The organism is Streptomyces sp. NPDC002265 (genome assembly GCF_040296125.1).
In the GTDB taxonomy this organism is placed as follows: domain Bacteria; phylum Actinomycetota; class Actinomycetes; order Streptomycetales; family Streptomycetaceae; genus Streptomyces.
Genome location: NZ_JBEOWS010000139.1, coordinates 1 through 22,965, shown reverse-complemented (window position 1 = coordinate 22,965; position 22,965 = coordinate 1). Strand labels below are relative to the sequence as shown.

At 73.1% G+C, this 22,965-nt stretch carries 20 protein-coding genes and 1 pseudogene; 14 read left to right on the top strand and 7 right to left on the bottom strand.

Translation table 11 applies throughout. The annotated features are described in order from the left end of the window. Positions 1–19 precede the first annotated feature (19 nt). Positions 20–790 carry a 5'-3' exonuclease gene (locus tag ABT085_RS23725; protein ID WP_351611310.1) on the bottom strand — a complete coding sequence of 257 codons (771 nt, stop codon included), beginning with the start codon at positions 788–790 and terminating at the stop codon, positions 20–22. Positions 791–1,003: 213 nt separating this feature from the next. On the opposite strand from ABT085_RS23725, the gene ABT085_RS23720 reads away from it, so the two are divergent. From ABT085_RS23720 to ABT085_RS23705, 4 genes and pseudogenes are all read left to right on the top strand, one after another. Next, the gene (locus tag ABT085_RS23720) at positions 1,004–2,164 is read left to right on the top strand and encodes a quaternary amine ABC transporter ATP-binding protein (RefSeq protein ID WP_351611307.1); all 1,161 of its coding nucleotides are present in this window, start codon (positions 1,004–1,006) and stop codon (positions 2,162–2,164) included. Continuing rightward, positions 2,157–3,962 (top strand): annotated as a pseudogene (locus tag ABT085_RS23715) (ABC transporter permease/substrate binding protein); the annotation flags it as partial. The gene ABT085_RS23720 and the pseudogene ABT085_RS23715, both read left to right, overlap by 8 nt. Positions 3,963–4,895: 933 nt before the next feature. Beyond that, positions 4,896–5,471, top strand: a complete 576-nt coding sequence (locus tag ABT085_RS23710) for a helix-turn-helix domain-containing protein (RefSeq protein WP_351611304.1) — start codon at positions 4,896–4,898, stop codon at positions 5,469–5,471. Positions 5,472–5,474: 3 nt separating this feature from the next. After that, positions 5,475–6,224: a helical backbone metal receptor gene (locus tag ABT085_RS23705; RefSeq protein WP_351611302.1), complete on the top strand. Its 750-nt coding sequence runs from the start codon at positions 5,475–5,477 to the stop codon at positions 6,222–6,224. Here the strand turns inward: ABT085_RS23705 and ABT085_RS23700 are convergent. Then, positions 6,136–7,299, bottom strand: a complete 1,164-nt coding sequence (locus ABT085_RS23700) for a TDT family transporter (RefSeq protein ID WP_351611299.1) — start codon at positions 7,297–7,299, stop codon at positions 6,136–6,138. The genes ABT085_RS23705 and ABT085_RS23700 overlap by 89 nt on opposite strands. Before the next feature lie 70 nt (positions 7,300–7,369). Between ABT085_RS23700 and ABT085_RS23695 the strand changes: the two genes are divergently transcribed. After that, a complete protein-coding gene (locus ABT085_RS23695) occupies positions 7,370–8,341 on the top strand; it encodes a LysR family transcriptional regulator (protein ID WP_351611296.1) in 972 nt (323 codons plus the stop codon). 26 nt (positions 8,342–8,367) lie between these two features. Here the strand turns inward: ABT085_RS23695 and ABT085_RS23690 are convergent, their stop codons facing one another. Together ABT085_RS23690 and ABT085_RS23685 are read right to left on the bottom strand one after the other, a co-directional pair. Beyond that, positions 8,368–9,054, bottom strand: coding sequence for a gamma-glutamyl-gamma-aminobutyrate hydrolase family protein (locus tag ABT085_RS23690; protein WP_351611293.1), 687 nt, complete (start codon positions 9,052–9,054; stop codon positions 8,368–8,370). A 91-nt stretch (positions 9,055–9,145) separates the two neighbouring features. Continuing rightward, entirely contained in the window at positions 9,146–9,898 is a 753-nt protein-coding gene (locus ABT085_RS23685; protein WP_351611291.1) for a FadR/GntR family transcriptional regulator, read from the bottom strand. Between the two features lie 75 nt (positions 9,899–9,973). Between ABT085_RS23685 and ABT085_RS23680 the strand changes: the two genes are divergently transcribed. Genes ABT085_RS23680 through ABT085_RS23670 form a run of 3 tightly spaced genes read left to right on the top strand, consistent with a single transcriptional unit; the run spans position 9,974 to position 13,601 of the window. Then, positions 9,974–11,344: a glutamine synthetase family protein gene (locus ABT085_RS23680; protein ID WP_351611289.1), complete on the top strand. Its 1,371-nt coding sequence runs from the start codon at positions 9,974–9,976 to the stop codon at positions 11,342–11,344. Continuing rightward, complete coding sequence (locus ABT085_RS23675; RefSeq protein WP_502982789.1) at positions 11,311–12,813, top strand: aldehyde dehydrogenase family protein; 1,503 nt, start codon at positions 11,311–11,313, stop codon at positions 12,811–12,813. Before ABT085_RS23680 ends, ABT085_RS23675 begins: the two co-directional genes overlap by 34 nt. After that, entirely contained in the window at positions 12,810–13,601 is a 792-nt protein-coding gene (locus ABT085_RS23670; RefSeq protein ID WP_351611284.1) for a 3-oxoacyl-ACP reductase, read from the top strand. Before ABT085_RS23675 ends, ABT085_RS23670 begins: the two co-directional genes overlap by 4 nt. A gap of 69 nt (positions 13,602–13,670) precedes the next feature. Here the strand turns inward: ABT085_RS23670 and ABT085_RS23665 are convergent, their stop codons facing one another. Next, positions 13,671–14,873, bottom strand: a complete 1,203-nt coding sequence (locus ABT085_RS23665; RefSeq protein WP_351611281.1) for an amino acid deaminase/aldolase — start codon at positions 14,871–14,873, stop codon at positions 13,671–13,673. Positions 14,874–16,019: 1,146 nt separating this feature from the next. On the opposite strand from ABT085_RS23665, the gene ABT085_RS23660 reads away from it, so the two are divergent. Continuing rightward, positions 16,020–17,519, top strand: a complete 1,500-nt coding sequence (locus tag ABT085_RS23660) for a hypothetical protein (protein ID WP_351611279.1) — start codon at positions 16,020–16,022, stop codon at positions 17,517–17,519. After that, positions 17,516–18,712 carry a type VII secretion-associated serine protease mycosin gene (gene mycP / locus ABT085_RS23655; RefSeq protein WP_351611277.1) on the top strand — a complete coding sequence of 399 codons (1,197 nt, stop codon included), beginning with the start codon at positions 17,516–17,518 and terminating at the stop codon, positions 18,710–18,712. The genes ABT085_RS23660 and mycP overlap by 4 nt, the downstream gene beginning before the upstream one ends. Before the next feature lie 12 nt (positions 18,713–18,724). On the opposite strand, the gene ABT085_RS23650 is transcribed toward mycP, so the two are convergent. Beyond that, the gene (locus tag ABT085_RS23650) at positions 18,725–19,735 is read right to left on the bottom strand and encodes a serine hydrolase (protein ID WP_351611274.1); all 1,011 of its coding nucleotides are present in this window, start codon (positions 19,733–19,735) and stop codon (positions 18,725–18,727) included. Positions 19,736–19,885: 150 nt separating this feature from the next. Here ABT085_RS23650 and ABT085_RS23645 point away from each other — a divergent pair, with 150 nt between their 5' ends. Next, positions 19,886–20,617 (top strand): SseB family protein, encoded by a 732-nt coding sequence (locus tag ABT085_RS23645; protein WP_351611271.1) that lies wholly within the window; start codon positions 19,886–19,888, stop codon positions 20,615–20,617. Between the two features lie 68 nt (positions 20,618–20,685). On the opposite strand, the gene ABT085_RS23640 is transcribed toward ABT085_RS23645, so the two are convergent. Beyond that, a complete protein-coding gene (locus ABT085_RS23640; protein WP_351611268.1) occupies positions 20,686–21,063 on the bottom strand; it encodes a DUF1844 domain-containing protein in 378 nt (125 codons plus the stop codon). A gap of 361 nt (positions 21,064–21,424) precedes the next feature. Here ABT085_RS23640 and infC point away from each other — a divergent pair, with 361 nt between their 5' ends. From infC to rplT, 3 genes are all read left to right on the top strand, one after another. Next, a complete protein-coding gene (gene infC, locus ABT085_RS23635) occupies positions 21,425–22,123 on the top strand; it encodes a translation initiation factor IF-3 (protein ID WP_351611265.1) in 699 nt (232 codons plus the stop codon). Positions 22,124–22,232: 109 nt separating this feature from the next. Then, positions 22,233–22,427, top strand: coding sequence for a 50S ribosomal protein L35 (gene rpmI, locus ABT085_RS23630; RefSeq protein ID WP_055528302.1), 195 nt, complete (start codon positions 22,233–22,235; stop codon positions 22,425–22,427). A gap of 98 nt (positions 22,428–22,525) precedes the next feature. Continuing rightward, positions 22,526–22,909: a 50S ribosomal protein L20 gene (rplT, locus tag ABT085_RS23625; protein WP_162469411.1), complete on the top strand. Its 384-nt coding sequence runs from the start codon at positions 22,526–22,528 to the stop codon at positions 22,907–22,909. The last annotated feature ends 56 nt before the right edge of the window (positions 22,910–22,965 follow it).

The window sequence follows — 22,965 nt, the reverse complement described above, 5'->3', positions numbered from 1 at the left end:
GGGATGTACCTGCAGACCGTCATGCTGCTGCTGAGGGCGGAAGGGCTGCACAGCTGCCCCCAAGTGATGTGGACGATGTACCGCACGACGGTCGGTCGTCCACGGCCGCCATGATCCCGGCCAGGTCGCCGAACTCGGCGAGCAGCTTGGCCGCCGTCTTCTCGCCGACCCCGGGCACCCCGGGCAGGCCGTCGCTCGGGTCGCCGCGCAGCAGCGCCAGATCCGCGTACCCGCGTCCGTCGACGCCGTACTTCTCCCGCAGCAGTGCCTCGTCGGTCAGCTGGAGCGTGCCGACCCCCTTGAGCGGATACAGCACACGCACCCCGCGCGCGTCGTCCACGAGCTGGTACAGGTCGCGGTCGCCGGTGACGATGTCGACCGATCCCTTCGCGCGCGCGGTGAACGTGCCGATCACGTCGTCCGCCTCGTAGTCCGCGACGCCCACGCGGGCGATGCCGATCGCGTCCAGGACCTCCTCGATGACCGGCACCTGCGGGGACAGCGTGTCCGGCACCTCCTCCTCGTCCGGGCCGGCCGCGCGCTCCTCGGCGACCCGGTGCGCTTTGTACGAGGGGATCAGCTCGACCCGCCAGTGCGGCCGCCAGTCGGCGTCCATGCAGGCCACCAGGTGCTCCGGGTGATGGTCCTTGACCAGCCGGTCGATGAACTCCAGCAGCCCGCGCACCGCGTTCACCGGGGTGCCGTCCGGTGCCTTCACGGAGTCCGGCACACCGAAGTAGGCGCGGAAGTACAGGGAGGCGGTGTCGAGGAGCATCAGTCGTCCGGTCACGCTCGCATCATGCCGTACGGCACCGACAACCACTCGTCAGGGCGACAGCGCGGCGGGCACGTGGCGGAAGCGAATGCACTGTGAGCTGGGCCACGGGGGTGTTTGGCGGGTGAAAGCCGGGGCAGGCGCCGCTTCGGAGCGACGGAGATTGCAGTTTCAACGTTTGCGGTCGGCCGTCTCTCCGTGACCTGTCCCCGAGAGCAAGAGGCCCGTGTGTCAGCGACACTTGAAGCCGAACATCTCTACAAGGTGTTCGGCAGACGACCGGACCAGGCAGTCGAGCGGCTGCGCAACGGAGCCGACCGGGAGGAGCTGCGCGCCGACGGCGCCACCGCCGCCGTGATCGACGCCTCCTTCACCGTGGAACCGGGCGAGATCTTCGTCGTCATGGGCCTGTCCGGATCGGGGAAGTCCACGCTGCTGCGCATGCTCAACGGCCTGCTCCCGCCGACGGCCGGGCAGGTCCGCTTCGGCGGCCAGGACCTGACCGGACTCGACGCCCGCGGCCTGCGCGAGGTCCGCTCCAGGAGGATCAGCATGGTCTTCCAGCACTTCGCGCTCTTCCCGCACCGCAGCGTCCGCGACAACGCCGCCTACGGTCTGGCGGTGCAGGGCGTGCCCCGCGCCGAGCGCGCACGCCGCGCCGACGAGGCGCTCGCCCTGTGCGGCCTGGCCGGCTGGGAGAAGTCCTGGCCCGACGAGCTGTCAGGCGGTATGCAGCAGCGCGTCGGACTGGCCCGCGCCCTCGCCACCGACGCCGAACTGCTCCTCATGGACGAGTCGTTCAGCGCACTCGACCCGCTGATCCGGCGCGACATGCAGGACCAGCTCCTCGAACTCCAGAAGACGCTGAAGAAGACGATCGTCTTCATCACCCACGACCTCAACGAGGCGATGCGTCTGGGCGACCGGGTCGCGGTGATGCGCGACGGCCGGGTCGCGCAGATCGGCACCGCGCAGGACATCCTCGTCCGACCCGCCGACGACTACGTCGCCTCCTTCACCCAGGACGTCGACCGCTCCCGGGTGCTGACCGCCGATGCCGTCATGGACCGCGCGGTACGCGGCGACGAGGCCGACTGCGGCTGCGAGACCGCGACGCCGCGGACACCGTTCACCGAACTGTGCGCGATCAGCGCGCGCGTGCCGCACCCCGTCGCGGTGCTCGACGCCCGGCGCACCCTCGTCGGGGTCGTGCCGCGACAGCGTCTGCTCGGCTTCCTCGGCGACGAGCCGGCCACCGCACCGGGCAGCTGCGACACGCCCCGCGCGACGGACAGCGCGAAGGGCGACGCGAAGGCGACGACGGGCGACGCGAAGGCGACGGCCGCGGGCGACGCGAAGGACTGCGCCAAGGCGGTGGCCCGTGCCTAGGATTCCGCTCGGCGACTGGGTCAACAGCGCGGTCGACTGGCTGCTCGGCCATGTGTCCTGGCTGTTCGACCTCCTCAAGGCCGTCTTCACCGGTGCCTACGACGGCATCGACGCCGTACTCCAGGCCCCGCAGCCGCTGCTGCTCGCCGGGATCTTCGCCGTGCTGGCCTTCTGGCTGCGCGGCACCCTCGCCGGTGTCCTCACCTTCGTCGGATTCGCCTTCATCGACTCCCTCGGACTGTGGGACGACGCGATGGTCACCCTGTCGCTGGTCCTCGTCGCCACCGTCATCGCCCTGGTGATCTCGGTCCCGTTGGGCATCTGGGCGGCCCGCTCCGAGCGGGTCGGCGCACTGGTCCGCCCGGTCCTGGACTTCATGCAGACGCTGCCCGCGATGATCTACCTCATCCCGGCGATCCTCTTCTTCGGCACCGGCGCCTCCGCGGGCATCGTCGCCACCCTGATCTTCGCGCTCGCCCCGGGCGTGCGCATGACCGAACTGGGCATCCGGCAGGTCGACAAGGAACTGGTCGAGGCCGCCGAGGCGTTCGGCACCACGCCCCGCGACACCCTGCTGCGCGTCCAGCTGCCGCTGGCCCTGCCCACCGTGATGGCGGGCGTCAACCAGGTCATCATGCTCGGCCTGTCCATGGCCGCGATCGCCGGCATGGTGGGCACCGGCGGCCTCGGCGGCGACGTCAACGAGGCCATCGGCCAGCTCGACGTCGGCCTCGGCTCCGAAGCCGGCGTCGCCATCGTGATCCTCGCGATCTACCTCGACCGGATGACCGGCGCACTCGGCACCCAGGTCTCCCCGCTCGGCCGCCGCGCCGCTCTGCGGGCGCGCGCCGCCGGAGGCACGAGGATCTGGTCCTACCGTCCCCGTCCGCAGTTCGCCGTGATCGGCATCGTCGTCCTCGGTCTCGTGTCCGGCGGCCTGGGCGTCCTCGGCGGTACCGACGGCACACCGGCCGTCGCCGAGGGCAAGGACGTCGGCCAGGGCAAGAAGGTCACCATCGGGTACATCCCCTGGGACGAGGGCGTCGCCTCCACCTTCCTCTGGAAGGAGATCCTCGAACGGCGCGGCTTCCAGGTCGACGCGAAGCAGTACGACGCCGGGCCGCTGTACACCTCGCTCGCCCAGGGCGACGTCGACTTCGAGACCGACTCCTGGCTGCCCACCACCCACGCGCAGTACTGGAAGAAGTACGGGGACCGCCTCGACGACCTCGGCTCCTGGTACGGCAGGACGTCCCTGGAGCTCAGCGTGCCCTCGTACGTGAAGGGCGTCGACTCCCTCGACGACCTCAAGGGCCAGGCGTCGCGGTTCGGCGGGAAGATCACCGGCATCGAGTCCAGCGCCGGCGAGACGGCCCTGCTCAAGAGCAAGGTCCTCAAGGAGTACGGCCTGGACCAGGAGTACAAGGTCGTCGACAGCTCCACGCCCGCGATGCTCGCCGAGCTCAAGCGCGCCTACAGCAGGAAGGAACCGATCGTCGTCACGCTCTGGTCGCCGCACTGGGCGTACAACGACTACGACCTGAAGAAGCTGAAGGACCCCAGGGGCGCCTGGGGCACGGGCGACGGCGTGCACACGCTGGCCCGCAAGGGCTTCGCCGCCGACAACCCGGTCGTCGGCACCTGGCTGAAGAACTTCCGCATGACCGAGAAGCAGCTCACCGGCCTGGAAGCGGCGATCAACAAGGCGGGCAAGGGCAGGCAGCAGGAGGCCGTGCGCGCCTGGCTGAAGGACAACCCGGACGTCGTCGACAAGGCGGCTCCCGTCCCGGCCGAGTCCTAGGGCACCCGCCACCGGCAAGTCCTGGGACATCACCGGATCGGGCCCGGCACCGGTGGGACGAATCTCCGAGGGGTGGGCCTCTCCGCGCGACCTGACAGCGTGCGGAAAGGCCCGCCCCTCGGGTCATGTCAGGAAACCGACCGGAGCCCACGCGCCCGCCGCGCGCCGGGGGATCACTCCCATGCCTACGGAAAAGATCCGGACAACCACACAAAGCTACGAATGGTTCGGGTCCGCGGGGGCACCGGGCCGGGGCATCCGGCTGCCACGGCCGGTTCGCCCGCAGTTCGCCGGCCGTTCCCCAGCGTCCGGAGGGCCACCCACGGCCCGCCCGTCCGGGGCCCGCCGTCCTCCGGCCCGCCTCGCCCGCGTCCACCGCACCCGACGGGCCGGCACACGCCTCGACGCCCCCGCCACCCCGTGTTGACCAGCGGGTTCGGACCCGGGAGACGGGCGGGAACATACCGGGTGAACGGCCGGGAACATCGGGGAGCGCTCACGCGTTCAAGCGAAAAGCACCACGCTCGTGCTGATCGAGGGTCAGTCCGTGCGGGAGGGAACCGGCAGTCGGCCGGCACCGGCCTTGCGGCCCGCGTCCGGACATGCCGACCTGCCGACCGTCCGCGCCCCCGGCGGCAGCCGGGCCCTGGCGGCCCCGTCGGACACGCCCGTCACCGGTCCCGGAGGGCGCCCGACCCTGCCCATCAGCCCGTTCGTCCCGTGCGAGGGGAGTGAGGCTCCGGAGGTCCGGCCGATTGATCCACTGGCGAGAACTGTGAGGTCCGACCCGACGCAATGTGTCGCCGATGTGACGGCCGCCTGAAACGGTTTGCCGAACATGCGTAGGGTGCAGAGAACTCATCAGGAGGAGTGCGCGCGGACCCTCGCGCACGGACGACCGGGCGACCAGCGGAGGAGGCGGCGGGCGCGATGGGCGACCACAAGGAACAGCCCCTGCGGGTGGGCGCGGCCGTGCGGCGGCGCCGTCGCGCGCTGGAGCTCACCCTTGCCGTCGTGGCCGAGCGAAGCGGCCTGTCGGTCCCCTTTCTGAGCCAGGTCGAGAACGACCGCGCGCGCCCCAGCAGAAGCTCCCTGGAGAAGGTCGCCGACGCCCTGCGCACCACCGCCGTCGAACTCCTCGCCGCCGCCGACCCGGCGTGCAGCGTGGACGTCGTGCGCGCCGAGGACACCGTGCCGGGCGCCGGACCCCAGGCCAGGTCGCTGGTCCGCGGGCACCACCAGATGCACGCCTCGGAGTTCACCGGCGACCACGAGGCGGGCCGTGAGATCCAGTACCGCAACGACCAGCTGATGTACGTCGCCGACGGCGCGGTGGAGATCGAGGCGGAAGGCCGCGCGTACCGCCTCGGCCGCGGGGACACGCTGTACCTGACCGGCGGGGTGCGCCACCGCTGGCGGGCGACCGTACCGGACACCCGTGTGGTCGTGGTGGCGGTGGCGGAGCACGTCGAGGCCGTCCAGGACAGACGCGGCAGGCGGCGGTAGCCGATGCGGATCGTCTCGCTGGTGCCGTCCCTGACCGAGGCGGTGGCCGTGTCCCTGCCCGGCGCCCTGGTCGGCGTCACCGACTGGTGCACCCACCCCGCCGGCCTCGACGTGGCCCGCGTCGGCGGGACGAAGAACCCGAAGACCGAGCGGATCCTCACCCTCGCGCCCGACCTGGTGATCGCCAACGAGGAGGAGAACCGCGCTCCGGACCTGGCCGCGCTGCGCTCGGGCGGCCTCGAGGTGCTGGTGACCGAGGTGCGCGACGTGCCGCAGGCCTTCCGTGAACTGGACCGGGTGCTGCGGGCCTGCGGGGCGCGGACCCGGCCACGCTGGCTGGACGAGGCGGAGGCGGCCTGGGCGGCGCCGACGACCGAAACCGGGGCCGGAGGGCGCCCCGCCGTCGGCACGGGACGTACGACCGCCGTCGTGCCGATCTGGCGCCGCCCCTGGATGGTCCTGGGCCGGGACACCTTCGCCGGTGACGTGCTCGCCCGCCTGGGCGTCGACCACCTGTACGCGTCCCACCCCGAGCGCTACCCGCGCGTCCCCCTGGAGGAGCTGCGCGCCGCCGGGCCGGACCTCGTCGTGCTTCCCGACGAGCCCTACCGCTTCACCCCCGACGACGGTCCCGAGGCCTTCCCCGGGCTGCCCTGCGCGTTCGTCAGCGGACGGCACCTGACGTGGTACGGGCCGTCGCTCGCCGAGGCGCCGCGGGCACTGGCGTCGGCCCTGCGAGCAGCACACCGCTGACCAGGCCGCGGACGGTGTGCGCGGCCACCGTCGCCCAGGCGCCCACGAGGACGGCGTACAGCGCGACCGCGAGCCCGTCGAAGGCGACAAGACCGGTGTGCCGGGCCAGCGCCGCGGCGCCGGTGACACAGGTGCCGACCGGGAAGGTGAAGGCCCACCAGGTCATGGCGAAGCCCATCCCGTGCCGGTGGGCCCGCAGGCACAGGGCGGTGGCCAGACACAGCCAGAACAGCGCGAAACCCAGGACGGGGACGCCGTACAGGACGGCGAAGCCCGCGAAGGCCTGCTCGTACGGTGCCTGGACGACCCCCGGCGCGGCGTCCGCGATGTTCCCCACGGCGGTCGTGGACTGGCCGAGCGGGCCGAGCACCAGGAACAGGGTCGGGGTGAGCGCGAGCGGCAGCGGCCCGCCGGTGAGCAGCCGGCCGAAGACCAGCGGCAGCATCAGCAGGGTCGCCAGCAGGCTCAGCCCGAACAGCGCGAAGCAGCCCAACAGCAGTGCCTCCCGGGGCTGGCCGGCCGGCAGATGCGGCACCAGCAGCGGTCCGAGCGCGGCGGACACCATCGGCGCGACGACCGGCAGCAGCCACACGGGCGTCGCCTGCCCCGGCTCGATCCGGTGGTGCACGGCCATCAGGTACGGCACCGCGACGGCTGCCGCCAGGCCCACGACGGTGCCGGCGGTGAACAGGACCGTGTCGAGGGCGACCGCGGTCCCCGTTCCGATCACGTCCCGGCCGACGGTGACGGCACCCCCGCCCACGGCCAGCAGCGCCATGGCCAGACAGCCGTAGAACGGGGCCGCCGCGGGATCGAGGAGATGGGCGCGGGCCTGGTCCCGGTGGTGGGTCCAGTGCAGGGCACGGGCGGTCAGCAGGGTCACCAGCAGAGCGAACGACAGGGCCCACACGGCCGCGCAGACGGCACGCAGGCCGGGAACGTGGACGGGCAGTCCCGCGCCTGCCGTGGCCACGATGGCGGTGCCCATGACGGAGGCATACCAGTTCGGGCCGAGGTGGCGGACCGCCGGGGCGCGGACGGCCGGACGGGACAGGGGATGGGCTTCGGTGACCATGGCCCCACCATCCCCCGGCCCATCGCCCGCGACCAGGGGCGATGTGCCTATGGGGACATAAGGTGGACTTATGAGCGAGACGAGCGGCCCGGGCGGGGCCCGGGAGCAGGGGGATTCGGTCGCCCACCGGGTCCCTGACCTCGGCGCCCTGGAACTGCTGCTGGCGGTGGCACGGCTGGGCAGCCTCGGCGCGGCCGCGCGGGAGCTCGGCATCACCCAGCCCGCCGCCAGCAGCCGGATCCGCTCGATGGAACGCAGGCTGGGCCTGGCACTGGTGGACCGCTCACCGCGCGGCTCCCGGCTCACCGATACCGGAGCGCTGGTGACCGACTGGGCGCGACGGGTGGTCGAGGCGGCGGAGGCCTTCGACGCGGGCACCCAGGCCCTGCGCGATCGCCGTGACTCCCGGCTGCGGGTGGCGGCGAGCATGACGATCGCCGAGTACCTGCTGCCGGGCTGGCTGCTCGCGCTGCGCGCCCAGCGCCCCGACACCGCGGTGTCGCTGCTGGCGGGGAACTCGGCGTCGGTGGCGGAACGGCTGGTCTCGGGGGAGGCGGACCTCGGCTTCGTGGAGGGGCTGGACGTCCCGCCCGGCCTGGACTCGGCGGTCGTCGCCCACGACCGGCTGATCGTGGTGACGGCACCCGGCCACCCCTGGGCCCGCCGCAGACGCGCGCTGGCCGCCGGGGAACTGGCCGCGACACCGCTGATCCTGCGCGAGACCGGCTCGGGGACCCGGCAGGTCCTCGACGCGGCCCTGGGCGGCCTGGCCCGCCCGCTGATCGAGCTGTCCTCGACGACGGCGGTGAAGGCGGCGGCGGTCGGCGGGGCCGGGCCCGCCGTGCTGAGCGAACTGGCGCTGGGAGAGGAGCTCGCGATGCGCCGCCTGGTCAGCATCCCGGTGGAGGGCGTCCGACTGCGGCGGGATCTGCGGGCCGTGTGGCCGGCCGGACACCGGCCGGCGGGCCCGGCGCGCGACCTCCTGTCACTGACCCGCGGCCCGTCACCGACCCCGGCGGCCACCCCACCCCCGAACCACTAGGGCCGCGGAGTTCGCCGTCGCCCGGCTCAGGACGCGGCGGTGACCAGGGCCCGCAGTACGCGCAGGTCCTCGCCCATCTCCGGGTGCCACTGCACGCCCAGCACCCACCCCGCCGAGGCGGGCAGTTCGATCGCCTCGACCGTGCCGTCCGCCGCGTACGCCGACGCGACCAGGTCCGTGCCCAGCCGGTCCACCGCCTGGTGGTGATACGTCGGTACGGCCGTCTCCTCCGGCACGATCCCCGCGTACAGCGTGCCCGGGACCGGTTTGACGGGGTGCAGTCCGAAGACGCCGACCACCTCCGCGTGCCCGTCGAGATGCTGGACGAGAGTGCCGCCGCCCGCGACGTTCAGCAGCTGCATGCCCCGGCAGATGCCCAGCAGCGGGACGCGCGTGGCGAGCGCGGCCTCGATCAGGGCCAGCTCCCAGGCGTCCCGGGCGCGTGCGGGCGGGCCGGTACGGGGGTCGGGTTCGGCTCCGTAGCGCACCGGCTCGACGTCCGGACCGCCCGCGATCACCAGCCCGTCGAGCCGTGCCACGGTCGCGGCGGCATGCTCCGGCCCGTCCGGCGGCAGCATCGCGGCCAGTCCGCCGGCCCGCTGGACGAGTCGCGGATACCCGGCCGGCAGCAGCGCCGCCTCCAGCTCCCACACGCCCCAGCGCACCGCGGGCTCCAGATACGTACTGACACCGATCAGCGGTCTGCGCGCCATGCGATCTCCCACATCGTGCAATGGATTGCCCCCATACCTTTGCCGAGGCCACCCGTGCGCGGCAAGAGGTCCGGTCCGTCGGCCGGGGGGCTCACGCCAGGAAGCCCCGCAGCAGCGCCGCCGTCCCCGCGCAGTGCTCCCGCGCGATCTCCCGGGCCGCGTCCGCGTCCCCGTCCAGGACCGCCTCGACCAGGGCGCTGTGCTGGCGCTGCGAGTGCTCCAGGTTGCGTACGAGCAGCGGGATGCAGTCCAGCAGGTCGTTCACGGTGGCCCGGACGGCCGCGTACCGCGCGGCCAGCGACGCGGAGCCGCACAGCTCGGCCAGGGTGAGGTGGAGCAGCGTGTCCCGGCGCCGGTACTCCGCGAGCGGCGCGTCGTGCGTGCGGGCCAGCGCCTCGCGCAGCCGGGCCGCCTGCTCGTCCGTCAGCCCGTGCGCCGCGCACAGCCCGGCCGCGCCGACCTCCAGCACCTCCCGGAAGCGCAGCACGTCCTCGATGTCGACCTCGGCGATCCGGCGGCGCAGTTCGTCCTCGCCGCCGGCGTCCGCGCGCGGCAGCACGAACGTCCCGCCGTAGCGGCCCCGGCGGGGCTCGACCAGCCCCTGGTCCTGGAGCACCTTCAGCACCTCGCGCAGCGTCACCCGGCTGATCCCGAGCCGCTCCGCCAGCTCCCGCTCGGCCGGCAGCCGCCCGCCGCCGGGCACCAGGCCCAGCCGGACGACCTGGAGGATCTGCTCCAGCGCCTCCTCGAAGCCGTTGCCCGTCCGGACCGGCCGCAGCACCGGCGCGAGACGGTCGTCCGGTCCTTCGGCGGCCGGTCTCTCCGGGTCCGTGCCCCGCGACATGCGGCCGCACCCCCTTCCCAAGCAATGGTTCCCGGCAATACCTTATGGCTCCCGGCCCGGCGAAGGAGGCCCCCTGTGGCAGACCGCACGCCCCCGCTGAGCGTCGAGGAGCTGCGGGCCCTCGTCGCGAGCGGTGAGATCGACACCGTCGTCCTGGCCTTTCCCGACATGCAGGGCCGGCTCCAGGGCAAGCGGTTCGCCGCCCGGTTCTTCCTCGACGAGGTCCTGGAGCACGGCACCGAGGGCTGCAACTACCTGCTGGCCGTCGACACCGAGATGAACACCGTCGACGGGTACGCGATGTCCTCCTGGGACCGCGGCTACGGCGACTTCGCCCTGCACCCCGACCTGTCCACGCTGCGCCGGGTGCCCTGGAACGCCGGCACGGCCCTGGTGATCGCCGACCTCGCCTGGGAGGACGGCTCGCCCGTGGTCGCCGCGCCCCGGCAGATCCTGCGCCGCCAGCTGGACCGGCTCGCCGAGCACGGGTACACCGCCCAGGTCGGCACCGAGCTGGAGTTCATCGTCTTCAAGGACACCTACGAGCAGGCCTGGGACGCCAACTACCGCGGCCTGACCCCGGCCAACCAGTACAACGTCGACTACTCGGTGCTCGGCACCGGCCGGGTCGAGCCCCTGCTGCGCCGCATCCGCAACGAGATGGCCGCCGCCGGCCTCACGGTCGAGTCCGCCAAGGGCGAGTGCAACCCCGGCCAGCACGAGATCGCCTTCCGCTACGACGAGGCCCTGGTCACCTGCGACCAGCACGCCGTCTACAAGACCGGAGCCAAGGAGATCGCCGCCCAGGAGGGCGTCTCGCTGACCTTCATGGCCAAGTACAACGAGCGCGAGGGCAACTCCTGCCACATCCACCTCTCGCTCGCGGCCGCGGACGGCACCAACGCCATGGCGGGCGGCGCGGACGATCCGGACGGCATGTCCGAGGTGATGCGCCACTTCCTCGCCGGACAGCTCGCCGCGCTGCGCGACTTCTCCCTGCTCTACGCCCCCAACATCAACTCCTACAAGCGCTTCCAGCCGGGCTCCTTCGCGCCGACCGCCGTCGCCTGGGGCCACGACAACCGCACCTGCGCCCTGCGCGTGGTCGGCCACGGCCGCTCGATGCGGTTCGAGAACCGGCTGCCCGGCGGCGACGTCAACCCGCACCTCGCCGTCGCCGGACTCGTCGCGGCCGGGCTCTACGGCATCGAGCACAAGCTCGACCTGCCCGAGGCCTGCGCGGGCAACGCCTACGCCGCCGCATACGCACAGGTGCCCACCACGCTGCGCGAGGCCGCCGAACTCTGGGCGGACAGCCCCATAGCCCGTGCCGCCTTCGGCGACGAGGTCGTCGCGCACTACCGCAACATGGCCCGCGTCGAGCTGGAGGCCTACGACGCCGCGGTCACCGACTGGGAGCTGCGCCGCTCCTTCGAACGCATGTGAGGCCCTTCTTGTCCCACGAGCACGAGCCCGAGCACGAGCCCCGGGAACGCGAGACGGAACGCGAGCAGGAACGCGAACCCGAGCAGGAGCACGCGCGGGAACACGAACTCCAGGTACGCAACCCCGCCACCGAGGAGGTCGTCGCGACCGTACCGGCCGCCGACGCGGCCGACGTGCACGCGGCGGTCGTACGCGCCGCACGGGCGCAGGAACGCTGGGCCGCCCTCGCGCCCGGCGACCGGGCCCGGCTGCTGCGCCGGTTCGCCGTCGCGGTGGACGAACACCGGGAGGAACTGGCCCAGTCGGAGGTCCTGGAGGCCGGGCACACGGTCGGCAACGCCCGCTGGGAGGCGGGCAACGTACGCGACCTGCTCGACTACGCGGCCGGCGGGGTCGAGCGGCTGACCGGGCGTCAGATCCCGGTGGCCGGCGGCCTGGACGTGACGATCCTCGAACCGCTCGGCGTCGTCGGCGTCATCGCGCCCTGGAACTTCCCCATGCCCATCGCGGCCTGGGGCACCGCGCCCGCACTCGCGGCAGGCAACGCGGTGATCCTCAAACCAGCCGAGACGACACCGCTGACGGCCCTGCGGCTGGCCGAACTCGCCCTGGAGGCCGGGCTTCCGCAGGACCTCTTCCAGGTGCTGCCCGGCCACGGCCCGGTCGCCGGAGCCGCGCTCGTCGAGCACCCCGGCGTCGCGAAGATCGTGTTCACCGGGTCCACCGCCGTCGGCAAGCAGGTGTGGGCCAGGGGCGCGGACCGCCTCAAGCGCGTCACCCTCGAACTCGGCGGCAAGAGCCCGAACATCGTCTTCGCCGACGCCGACCTCGAAGCCGCCGCGGCCGCCGCCCCCATGTCCTTCCTCGACAACTCCGGCCAGGACTGCTGCGCGCGCACCCGCATCCTCGTCCAACGCCCGGTGTACGAACGCTTCCTGGAGCTGCTCGCGCCCGCGATCGAGTCCGTCCGCGTCGGCGACCCGGCCGACGAGCAGACCCAGATGGGCCCGCTGATCTCCAGGCCCCAGCTGGAACGCGTGCGGTCCTACGTCGACCCGGACGCGCCAGGCATCCGCGGCAAGGCGCCCGAAGGCCCCGGCTACTGGTTCCCGCCCACCGTCCTCACCGGCGTCGACCCGCGCGCCCGGGTGGCCGTCGAGGAGGTCTTCGGACCCGTCGCCGTCGTCCTCCCCTTCGACGACGAGGAGCAGGCCGTGGCGCTCGCCAACGCGACCGACTACGGCCTCGCCGGCTCCCTGTGGACCCGGGACGTCGGCCGCGCCCTGCGGGTCTCGCGGGCCGTGCGGGCCGGCAACCTGTCGGTCAACTCCCACTCCAGCGTCCGCTACTGGACCCCGTTCGGCGGCTTCAAGCAGTCCGGCGTCGGCCGCGAACTCGGCCCCGACGCCCTCACCGCCTTCACCGAGACCAAGAACGTCTTCATCAGCACGGAGGGCCCCGCACAGTGACCGCACAGACCCCTGAAGCCGTCTGCCGCCGGCTGGCAGGCCGCACCGCCGTCATCACCGGAGCCGGCAGCGGCATCGGCCTCGCCACCGCCCGCCGGCTCGCCTCCGAGGGCGCCCACGTCGTCTGCGCGGACGTCGACGAGACCCGCGGCAAGGCCGCCGCCGAGGAAGTCGGCGGGATCTTCGTGAAGGCCGACGTCACCGACCCCGAGCAGGTCGAGGCCCTGTTCAAGACGGCCTACGACACCTACGGAAGCGTGGACATCGCCTTCAACAACGCGGGCATCTCACCGCCCGACGACGACTCCATCCTCGACACCGGTCTCGAGGCCTGGAAGCGCGTCCAGGAGGTCAACCTCACCTCCGTCTACCTGTGCTGCAAGGCCGCCATCCCCTACATGCGGCGCCAGGGCAAGGGCTCCATCATCAACACGGCGTCCTTCGTGGCCCGGATGGGCGCGGCCACCTCCCAGATCTCCTACACCGCCTCCAAGGGCGGTGTCCTGGCGATGTCCCGTGAACTCGGCGTGCAGTTCGCCCGCGAGGGCATCCGTGTCAACGCGCTGTGCCCCGGACCGGTCAACACCCCGTTGCTCCAGGAGCTGTTCGCCAAGGACCCGGAGCGGGCCGCCCGCCGTCTCGTGCACATTCCGGTCGGCCGGTTCGCCGAGGCCGAGGAGATCGCCGCCGCCGTCGCGTTCCTGGCGAGCGACGACTCCTCCTTCGTCAACGCCAGCGACTTCCTGGTCGACGGCGGCATCTCGGGCGCGTACGTCACGCCCCTGTAGGACCTGTCTCCGGCCCGCTGAACTGCCAGAGGGCCGAAGTTCCCAGAACTTCGGCCCTCTTGGGGTTGCTCACAGGAAGGCGTGGCCCTCGCCGCGGTACGTCGGCACGGTCGCCGTGACCGCGTCCCCTTCGATCAGGTGCAGCACGTCGAACCGCTCGCACAGCTCACCGGCCTTCGCGTGCCGGAACCACACCTTGTCGCCGATGAGCAGGTCGTCGGCGGGGGCGCCGAGCAGCGGCGTCTGGGCCTCGCCGGGCCCCTCCTGCGGGTCGTAGCGCAGCCCCTCGGGCAGGTACGGCACCGGAAGCCGGTCGCGTCCGGCGGCGCCCGAGGCGGGATAGCCGCCGCCCAGGACGGTCACCACCCCGACCCCCGGCCGCCGCACCACGGGCTGGGCGAAGAGGGCGGCCGGACGCCCGCTGAAGGACGTGTAGTTGTCGAAGAGCCTCGGCACGTACAGCCCGGAACCGGCCGCGACCTCGGTGACCGCGTCCTCGGCCACCGTGGACTGCACGCTGCCGGTGCCGCCGCCGTTGACGTACTCCAGGTCGGGCACGACGGCCCGGACCGCCCGTACGACCGCCGCGCGCCGCTCGGCCAGCTCCCGGCGGGCCGTCGCCTGCATCAGCCGCACGGCGCGCGAGCGCAGCGGCCGGCCGGCGACCGAGTCCCCGACACCGGCTATGTGACCCTCGTACGCCATGATCGCGACGACCTTGAACCCCGGCCGCCTCTGTACCGCGCGCGCCAGGTCGGCGAGCTGCTCGGGGGAGTGCAGCGGGGAGCGGCGGGCACCGACCCGCACCCGGCCGCCGAACAGCTTCAGCGCCGTGTCCATCTCCAGACAGACCCGCACCACTTCGCTTCCGCCGGCACGCGCGGCGTCGATCAGGTCGAGCTGCGCCACGTCGTCGACCATCACGGTCACGGCGGCCGCCAGCTTGGGATCGGCGGTGAGCTCCGCGTAGGCGGCGCGGTCGACGGAGGGGTAGGCGAGCAGGACGTCGTCGAAGCCCGAGCGCGCCAGCCAGAGGGACTCGGCGAGGGTCAGGGACATGATGCCCGCGAAGCCGTCCTTCGCCAGGACGCGTTCGAGCAGGGCCCGGCAGCGCACGGACTTGCTGGCGACCCGGATCGGCTTGCCGCCGGCCCTGCGCACCAGATCCTCGGCGTTGGCGTCGAAGGCATCCAGATCGACGATCGCAAGCGGGGCGTCGAGATGGGCGGTGGCCCGGTCGTAACGGGCCCGGTCGGCAGCGCGCGCAGTCATGCACGAAGACTGCCAGACAGGATTACCGCAGGGTAGGGGGACGATCCGGGCAGATGCCCCGGCGTCGTGGACTGGTTCCCGTACGGCCTCGAACAAGCCGTAGAGTGACGCGCACGCACGGAGGAACCGGCGCCGGTCGCAGGTCCGCGCCGGGATGACGGCCCGTCCGTGCGGGTATGCGTGCCCGAGGCGCAGCGACTGCGCTGCGGGCAGGCCGGGCGTGAGCTGTACGGCGGCCCGCGCACGAGAGCGACGGCCCGGGTACGAGGAAGCGGGGGGTGCATGAGCACGGAAGCGCGCCGCGCCCCCGTTCCACCGCGCCCCACCACGCCCCCGTCCTCCGATGCCGACGGCGCCTCCGGCTCGTCCGGTCCGAGCGGCTCCTCCGGCCCCTCCGGCTCCCTCGACGAGCGGGTGGACGCGGACAGGTCCCCGGAACCCGGACCCGGTCCCCGGCCCGCACCCACCACGCCTCCCGCGAACGACCCGTCGGGCGCTGCGCCGGAGGCCCCCGGGGCTTCCGGGGCTTCCGCGGGGTCCAGGCCGGGCGCCGTGCCGAACGCCGTGCCGACGGGCTTCGGGCAAACCGCCGGGCCGGCACCGACGCATGGCCCGTCGTCCCCGGCGCGCACCGGCAGCGGGGCGCTCTCCACGGCCGGCGGTGACCGGGCCGGTACGGACCCTTCCCCGGCCGGTCCTCCCCTGGCAGGTGCGACGCGTTTTCCGAGCTTCGGGTCCACCGCGTCCGTCCTCCGCGCCGACCGCGCTTCCACGCTTCCGCCTCCACCGGCAGCCACGGCACGCTTCCCGGACGCCCCGCCGTCGGCTGGGACGCGTCTGTCGGACGGCCCGCCGTCGGCTGCTACGCGTCTGCCGGACGCTCCGCCGTCCGCACCGTCCGGCGCGGCACGCTTCCCGGATGGGCCGCCGTCGGCCGCGAGGCGTCTGCCGGATGCGCCGCCGTCGGCCGGGGCGCGCCTGCCCGACGCTCCGCCGTCGGCTGCTACGCGTCTGCCGGACGCTCCGCCGTCCGGACCGTCGGCCGCGGCACGCTTCCCGGATGGGCCGCCGTCGGCTGGGACGCGTCTCCCGGACGCCCCGCCGTCCGCCGCGACGCGTCTCCCGGACGCCCCGCCGTCCGGTGGTGTGCCGCCGCGGCCCGGACACCGGCCCCCGGCCCAGTCGCGGACCCCCGGTGCGCCCGCCGAGACGCCCTCGGAGACGACCGCCCGCCTCCGCCCGGTCCCCCCGGCCCCGCAGCCCGGGTCGGACACCGAGCGGGGCGCCACCCCCGCCGCCGCGCAGAACCGTCCCGGCACCACCGCCGTGCCGCCGCGCCCGCAGACGCGCCCGGACACCGGCACCCGCACGGACTTCTTCCGGCGCCCGGCCTCGACGACGGTCCCGTCGCCTCCGCAGGACCGGCCTCGTGTTCCGTCCGCCGATGTCTTCGGGGGGCCCGCCTCCGGGGCGGTGCCGCCGCGGCCGGACAGCCGGCCCGGTGTCCCGTCGGGCACCGTCCCGCCGACCGCAGTGGCACCGGCCGTCCCGCCCGCCACCGCCTTCGGCGGCTCCGGTGACGTACCCCCGAAGCGTGCGGAGGCCGCCGTCGGCTTCGGTGCCGTCGCGCCGGGCCGGGCGGGCGAGGCCGAGCCCGAGGCCTGGACGCCGCTGACTCCTCCCGCGGCCTTCGCCATGCCGGCGCAGTCCGCGCCGCCCGGTGCCGCAGGCATACCTCCGCACTCCGCGGGCACCCCCGCGGCCCCCGCGTCCGTGACCCCGGACCCGGCGCTCTCCTGGACCGCGATGACCCCGCCCGCGGACCGTCCCGTCGTGACGTTCGGCGAGCCGGAGGGGTACGACGGGCAGGCGCGCCCGGGGCCCCTCGCGGGGCGCCTGCGGTCCCGTACCACCGCCGCGGCCGTCTGCGTGGTGCTCGGGTTCGGGCTCATCGGCGGTGCCGCGACGGGCAGTTGGCTGACCGGCGGGTCCGGCGAAGACGGCGCCCCCGACACCTTCGCGGCGGCCGCCGAACTGTGGCACAGCATCCCCGTGGACCAGTTGTTCCCGCCCACCGTGCAGGGCACCGGAGCGGGCCCCGGCGGCGCCGACAGGACCTGGACGCGGATCGCCGTCGCCCCGGACGGCGGCTGTCAGAACGCGTTCGACCCGTTGCTGCACAAGGTCCTCGCCCCGGCCGGCTGCCGCCGTCTGCTGCGCGCCACCTACACGGACGCGACCCGCAGCTACGTCACCACCGTCGGCCTGCTCTTCACCAAGGCGGACGCGGCGACCATGAGCGCCCTGGCCGCCCGGTTCCGCAAGGAGGGGCTCGACCGCCGCGCCGACCTCATGCCCCGCCCCTACGCGGCGAAGGACACCGTCGCCGCCGCCTTCGGCGACAAGCAGCGTGCCTCGTGGACCGTCTCCGTGCTGACGGACACCCCCGTCGTCGTCTTCGCCGTCTCCGGCTGGGCCGACGGCCGCAGTATCGACACCCCGCAGCCTGCGGCCGACGCCACGCAGTCCGGCGCCACCACGGCCCCCGCGCAGGCCGGTCTCGGCAACGAGGCCCAGGGCCTGGCCGACCGCATAGAACGCGCGTTCCGCAAGACCGCCGACGCGGCCACGGAGGAACCGTCATGAGCAGCCGTACGACCCGTACGACCTACCGCGCCGGGCTCGTCGGCTCGCTCCTCGCCGCGTCCCTCGCCCTCGCGCCGGCCGTCCCCGCGCACGCCGACGGCATCCGCGCACAGCAGTGGGCGCTGGACGCCATGCACACCCAGCAGGCCTGGCGGACCACCAAGGGCAAGGGCATCACCGTCGCCGTCCTCGACACCGGCGTCGAGGACGACCACCCCGACCTCGACGGCAACGTCCTGTCCGGCACCGACCTGGTCGGATTCGGCGCGAAGCCCGGCGACGACTCCTGGGCCCGGCACGGCACCGCGATGGCCGGGATCATCGCCGGTCACGGACACGGCGCCGGGCACGGCGAAGGCGTCATGGGCATCGCCCCCGAGGCCAGGATCCTCCCCGTCCGCGTGATCCTGGAGGACGACGACCCCTCCCGCGCCAAGGCCCGCACCACCCGGGGCAACGCCCTCGCCGAGGGCATCCGCTGGGCCGCCGACCACGGCGCCGACGTCATCAACCTCTCGCTCGGCGACGACTCCTCCTCCGCGCACCCGGAGCCCGGCGAGGACGAGGCCATCCAGTACGCCCTGAAGAAGGGCGCCGTCGTCGTCGCCTCGGCGGGCAACGGCGGCGAGAAGGGCGACCACATCTCCTACCCGGCCGCCTACCCCGGCGTGATCGCCGCGACCGCCGTCGACCGCTACGGCACCCGAGCCTCCTTCTCCACCCGCCGCTGGTACGCGACCGTCAGCGCGCCCGGTGTCGACGTCGTCATCGCGGCCCCGGACCACCGCTACTACGAGGGCTGGGGCACCAGCGCGGCCTCCGCCTTCGTCTCCGGGGCGGTGGCCCTGATCAAGGCGGCCCACCCGGGCCTGAGCCCGGCCCAGATCAAGAAGCTCCTGGAGGACACCGCCCGCAACGCGCCCAGCAGCGGCCGGGACGACTCCCGCGGCTTCGGCTTCATCGACCCGGCCGCGGCCCTCAAGGCCGCCGGCCGCCTCGATCCGGAGGGCCTGAAGGCCGCCGCGTACGACCGGAAGTACTTCGGCGCCGGGCCCGACACCGCCGCGGCGGACGACGGCATGTCGGGCTGGGCGGGCCCGCTGGCGGGCAGCGCCGGCGGTGTGCTGCTGGTCGTCGCGGTCGTCATGTGGCGCGGCCGCCGCCGCACCCACCGTCCCCTGGACGAGTTCTAGGGCCTGTCCGGCTCAGTCCGCGGCGGACGACGGCGACGTGGCGGCGGACGCCGAGGACGACTCGCCGTCGTTTCCGGGGAACGCCGAGACCGCCGCCCGTGCCGCCTTCTCGACCAGCGAGATGCCCCCGGCCTGGGTCGCGTTGCCGTCGGACAGGACGGTCACCAGGTAGTCGTGGCCGTCCACCGTCACCCGCCCGATGCTGTTGATGTCCCACAGCCCGGTGGTGCTGCGCGCCAGCCAGCCGTTCTTCAGCGCCCACGCGGAACCGTCGGCGGCGGCCGAGACGCCCCAGTGCTGGTCGGCGGCGATCTGCCGCATCAGCCCCTCGACATACGCCTGTGAGGCCGCGCTCAGCTTCGCGTCGTCCCCGAAGACCTGCTGGAGCAGCGTCAGCTGGTCCGCGGCCGTCGTGCGGGTCAGTCCCCACAGCATGCCGTCGCCGCCCGCGGTGTCCGTGAGCCCGAACCGCTTGTTCGCGGCGTCGAGACCCCCCGCCTGGCCGATGATCTTCCACAGTGCCGACGCGGAGGCGTTGTCGCTGTTCTCGATCATCGCGGTGGCGTACGTTTTCTCCGCGGCGGTGAGGCGCCGTCCGGCGTCCTGCGCCTGGAGCAGCAGCGTCGCCAGGATGTCGACCTTGACGATGCTCGCCGTGTCGAAGGCGGCGTCCCCGTAGGCGGCGCTCTCGCCGGACTCCAGGTCCAGGACCGCCGCCGACACCCGCGCGCGGCTCGGCACGGTCACCGACGCCAGCGCGTCGGCCAGCAGCTGTCCACGGTCCACCGAGGGCTCCGTCACGGGTTCCACCGACGCCTCCCCGTCGGCCGACGGCGAGGAGGTGGCCGACGGCGACGGCGACGACGATACGGCGTCCGAATCCGAGTGCGCCTGGGCCTTGACGTACACCGTGCCCACGGCCGTGCCGCCGACGATCACGATCGCGGCGAGGGCGATGTGGAGCAGGGGGCGGCGGCGCGAGGGGCGGGCGCGGCGGCCTTGGCGGGCTCTGGAGGACTCCATGCCCGAGATGCTGGACGCGGCGACTGTGCGGGCCGTTAGACCGAAGTTAGAGCTTCGTCAGGGAAAGCTGAGAAAGCTGTGAGTTCGGTGTCCGCCCTGTTTCAGGGGCCGCACAAGCGCCGCAGCATCCCACCTATAGGGTCGGTGACCGTGGCGAACAAGAACATTCCCGACCCCGGCTACTCCGACGACGACGGCTCCGCCGATCCCCGGCTCAGCGCCGCGCTGGCCGCCTGGGCCGCGGACCGCACCGCCGTGGGCCCGGTTCTGGAGGCGCTGCGGGGCGCCCGGCTGCTCGTCCCCGTCGTCGCCGTGCTCGGCGAGATCGAGGAGGACGAGAACGGGCTGCGCCGCGAGAAGACCAGCGACATGGCCGTACCGACGCTGAAGGCGGGATCGCGCACCGCCCTGCCGGCCTTCACGTCCACCGACTCGCTGGCCCGCTGGGACCCCCAGGCCCGACCCGTGGCCGTACCCCTGCACCAGGCCCTGAAGGCCGCGGCGCACGAGAAGGCGGACACCATCGTGCTGGACATGGCGGGGCCGGTGGCGTACGAGCTGACGGGGCCGGCGCTGCGGGCGCTCGCCGAGGGCCGTACGACGGCCGATCCGCTGGCCGATCCGGCCGTCGTCGAGGCGGTACGCGCCGCGGTGGCCGCCGAGCCCGCCGTGCTGCGTGCCCACCTCGGCCCCGGGCAGGCCGACGGCACCCTCGCCCTCGTCCTGGACCCGGACGCCGCCCCGGCCGAGGCCGCCCGCGCGCTCGCCGGGCGGCTGGCCGCCGACGAGACACTGAGGGCCCGCCTGGTGCGCGGTCTCGACCTGGCAGTGCTGCCGGCCGGGACGACGCCACCGGGCGAGCCCCTGTACGTACGCGACTGAGGCCATCGGGCCCCGGCCGAGTACCGGCCGGACGGACCGGCCGTAGATTCCTTCCTGACAGTGAGGGACTAGCCGTAGACCGGTCCCGTGTACTTCTCGCCGGGGCCCTGGCCGGGCTCGTCCGGGACGATCGACGCCTCGCGGAACGCGAGCTGGAGCGACTTCAGCCCGTCGCGCAGCGGGGCCGCGTGGAACGAGCTGATCTCGGTGGTGCTCGCGTCCATCAGACCGGCGAGGGCGTGCACCAGCTTGCGGGCCTCGTCCAGGTCCTTGTACTTGTCGCCCTCGTCGGTCAGGCCGAGCTTCACGGCGGCGGCGCTCATCAGGTTGACGGCGACCGTCACGATCACCTCGACCGCGGGGACCTCGGCGATGTCGCGGGTCATGGCGTCGAAGTCGTTCGTGCCGGGGGTCTCGGGGGTGTCCGAGGGGGAGGTCTCACTCATGCCCCTCACGATAGGTCCCGGACGGGAACGGGCCCCACTTGGCCTCAATTAGCCGTTCCGGACCGATGCTGCTAACCTTGTGTAACGACCGGTCGGAGACGTATGCCCACGGCACACTGATCCGACCTACAAGTGGAGGCTTCGAACTCCCACCTGACCGCCCTCCGGGGCGGCGGGTCACCGGTCAGGCGGCGCCGTTCCTTTGTGACGGCGGTCCGCCCGATAGTGCGCCCCGCGTTCACCGCGGCGGTGTTCCGGTAGTTCGAGGAGCCCCGCCTGTGATCGTCCGGGGCATTTTTTGTGTTTCGGCGCGGTTAGGTCTAACGAACAGAGACGTTACGCGGCTGTCCGCCAGACCGCCGTGTGGTGCTACCGAGGAGGATCCATCAGCGCCGAGCCCCGCATCAACGACCGGATTCGCGTTCCCGAGGTGCGACTTGTCGGTCCCAGTGGCGAGCAGGTGGGCATCGTCCCGCTGGCCAAGGCACTGGAGCTTGCGCAGGAGTACGACCTGGACCTGGTCGAGGTCGCGGCGAACGCCCGTCCGCCTGTCTGCAAGCTCATGGACTACGGGAAGTTCAAGTACGAGTCGGCCATGAAGGCCCGTGAGGCGCGCAAGAACCAGGCGCACACGGTCATCAAGGAGATGAAGCTCCGGCCGAAGATCGACCCGCACGACTATGACACCAAGAAGGGTCACGTCGTCCGGTTCCTCAAGCAGGGCGACAAGGTCAAGATCACGATCATGTTCCGCGGTCGCGAGCAGTCCCGCCCCGAGCTGGGCTACCGACTGCTCCAGCGTCTCGCGGAGGACGTCCAGGACCTCGGGTTCATCGAGTCGAACCCGAAGCAGGACGGCCGAAACATGATCATGGTCCTCGGTCCGCACAAGAAGAAGACCGAGGCGATGGCCGAGGCCCGGCAGGCGCAGGAAGCCCGCAAGGCGGAAGCGAAGGCCAACCCCGGCAAGTCGCAGAACCCCGCGGACACCGGCGCCGAGGCGGACACCGAGGTCGAGGTCGAGACCGAGGCACCCGCCGAGGAGCACGCCGAGGCGTGACCCCCGGGACGCGAGTCCCAGGATGTAACCGATACAAGAGACGACGCTCCACCGTGCCCGGTTTGACGACCGGGCACAGGAGCGCCACCGACGAGGAGATAACGGCGCTATGCCGAAGAACAAGTCGCACAGCGGTGCCAGCAAGCGCTTCAAGATCACCGGCTCCGGCAAGGTGCTCCGTGAGCGCGCCGGCAAGCGCCACCTGCTCGAGCACAAGTCGTCCCGCGTGACGCGCCGCCTCACCGGCACCGCCGAGATGGCTCCCGGCGACACCGCGAAGATCAAGAAGCTTCTCGGCAAGTGACGTACGGGCGCCGCTGAGCGCCGTACGTCTGGACCGGGACCCCATCGATTCCGGGCCGTGTGAAGACAACCACGGCCCCGCTACAAGGAGTTAAACAAGTGGCACGCGTCAAGCGGGCAGTCAACGCCCACAAGAAGCGCCGGGCGATCCTCGAGGCGGCCTCCGGCTACCGCGGTCAGCGTTCGCGCCTGTACCGCAAGGCCAAGGAGCAGGTCACCCACTCGCTGGTCTACAACTACAACGACCGCAAGAAGCGCAAGGGTGACTTCCGCCAGCTGTGGATCCAGCGCATCAACGCTGCGGCCCGCCAGAACGGCATGACGTACAACCGCCTCATCCAGGGTCTGAAGGCCGCGAACGTCGAGGTCGACCGCAAGATCCTGGCCGAGCTGGCCGTCAACGACGCCGGTGCGTTCGCCGCGCTCGTCGAGGTGGCCCAGAAGGCTCTGCCGGCGGACGTGAACGCGCCGAAGGCTGCGTGACGCCGCTCCGGCCCGAGCCGGATGTGACGTGATCGGACCCGCAGGCTGAACCAGCC

Excerpts from the sequence above, each read along its gene's own strand:
- ABT085_RS23710 (WP_351611304.1), top strand. The coding sequence starts at position 4,896 with ATGGGCGACCACAAGGAACAGCCCCTGCGGGTGGGCGCGGCCGTGCGG.
- ABT085_RS23705 (WP_351611302.1), top strand. The coding sequence starts at position 5,475 with ATGCGGATCGTCTCGCTGGTGCCGTCCCTGACCGAGGCGGTGGCCGTG.
- ABT085_RS23700 (WP_351611299.1), bottom strand. The coding sequence starts at position 7,299 with ATGGTCACCGAAGCCCATCCCCTGTCCCGTCCGGCCGTCCGCGCCCCG.
- ABT085_RS23695 (WP_351611296.1), top strand. The coding sequence starts at position 7,370 with ATGAGCGAGACGAGCGGCCCGGGCGGGGCCCGGGAGCAGGGGGATTCG.
- ABT085_RS23690 (WP_351611293.1), bottom strand. The coding sequence starts at position 9,054 with ATGGCGCGCAGACCGCTGATCGGTGTCAGTACGTATCTGGAGCCCGCG.
- ABT085_RS23685 (WP_351611291.1), bottom strand. The coding sequence starts at position 9,898 with ATGTCGCGGGGCACGGACCCGGAGAGACCGGCCGCCGAAGGACCGGAC.
- ABT085_RS23665 (WP_351611281.1), bottom strand. The coding sequence starts at position 14,873 with ATGACTGCGCGCGCTGCCGACCGGGCCCGTTACGACCGGGCCACCGCC.
- mycP (WP_351611277.1), top strand. The coding sequence starts at position 17,516 with ATGAGCAGCCGTACGACCCGTACGACCTACCGCGCCGGGCTCGTCGGC.
- ABT085_RS23650 (WP_351611274.1), bottom strand. The coding sequence starts at position 19,735 with ATGGAGTCCTCCAGAGCCCGCCAAGGCCGCCGCGCCCGCCCCTCGCGC.
- ABT085_RS23640 (WP_351611268.1), bottom strand. The coding sequence starts at position 21,063 with ATGAGTGAGACCTCCCCCTCGGACACCCCCGAGACCCCCGGCACGAAC.
- rpmI (WP_055528302.1), top strand. The coding sequence starts at position 22,233 with ATGCCGAAGAACAAGTCGCACAGCGGTGCCAGCAAGCGCTTCAAGATC.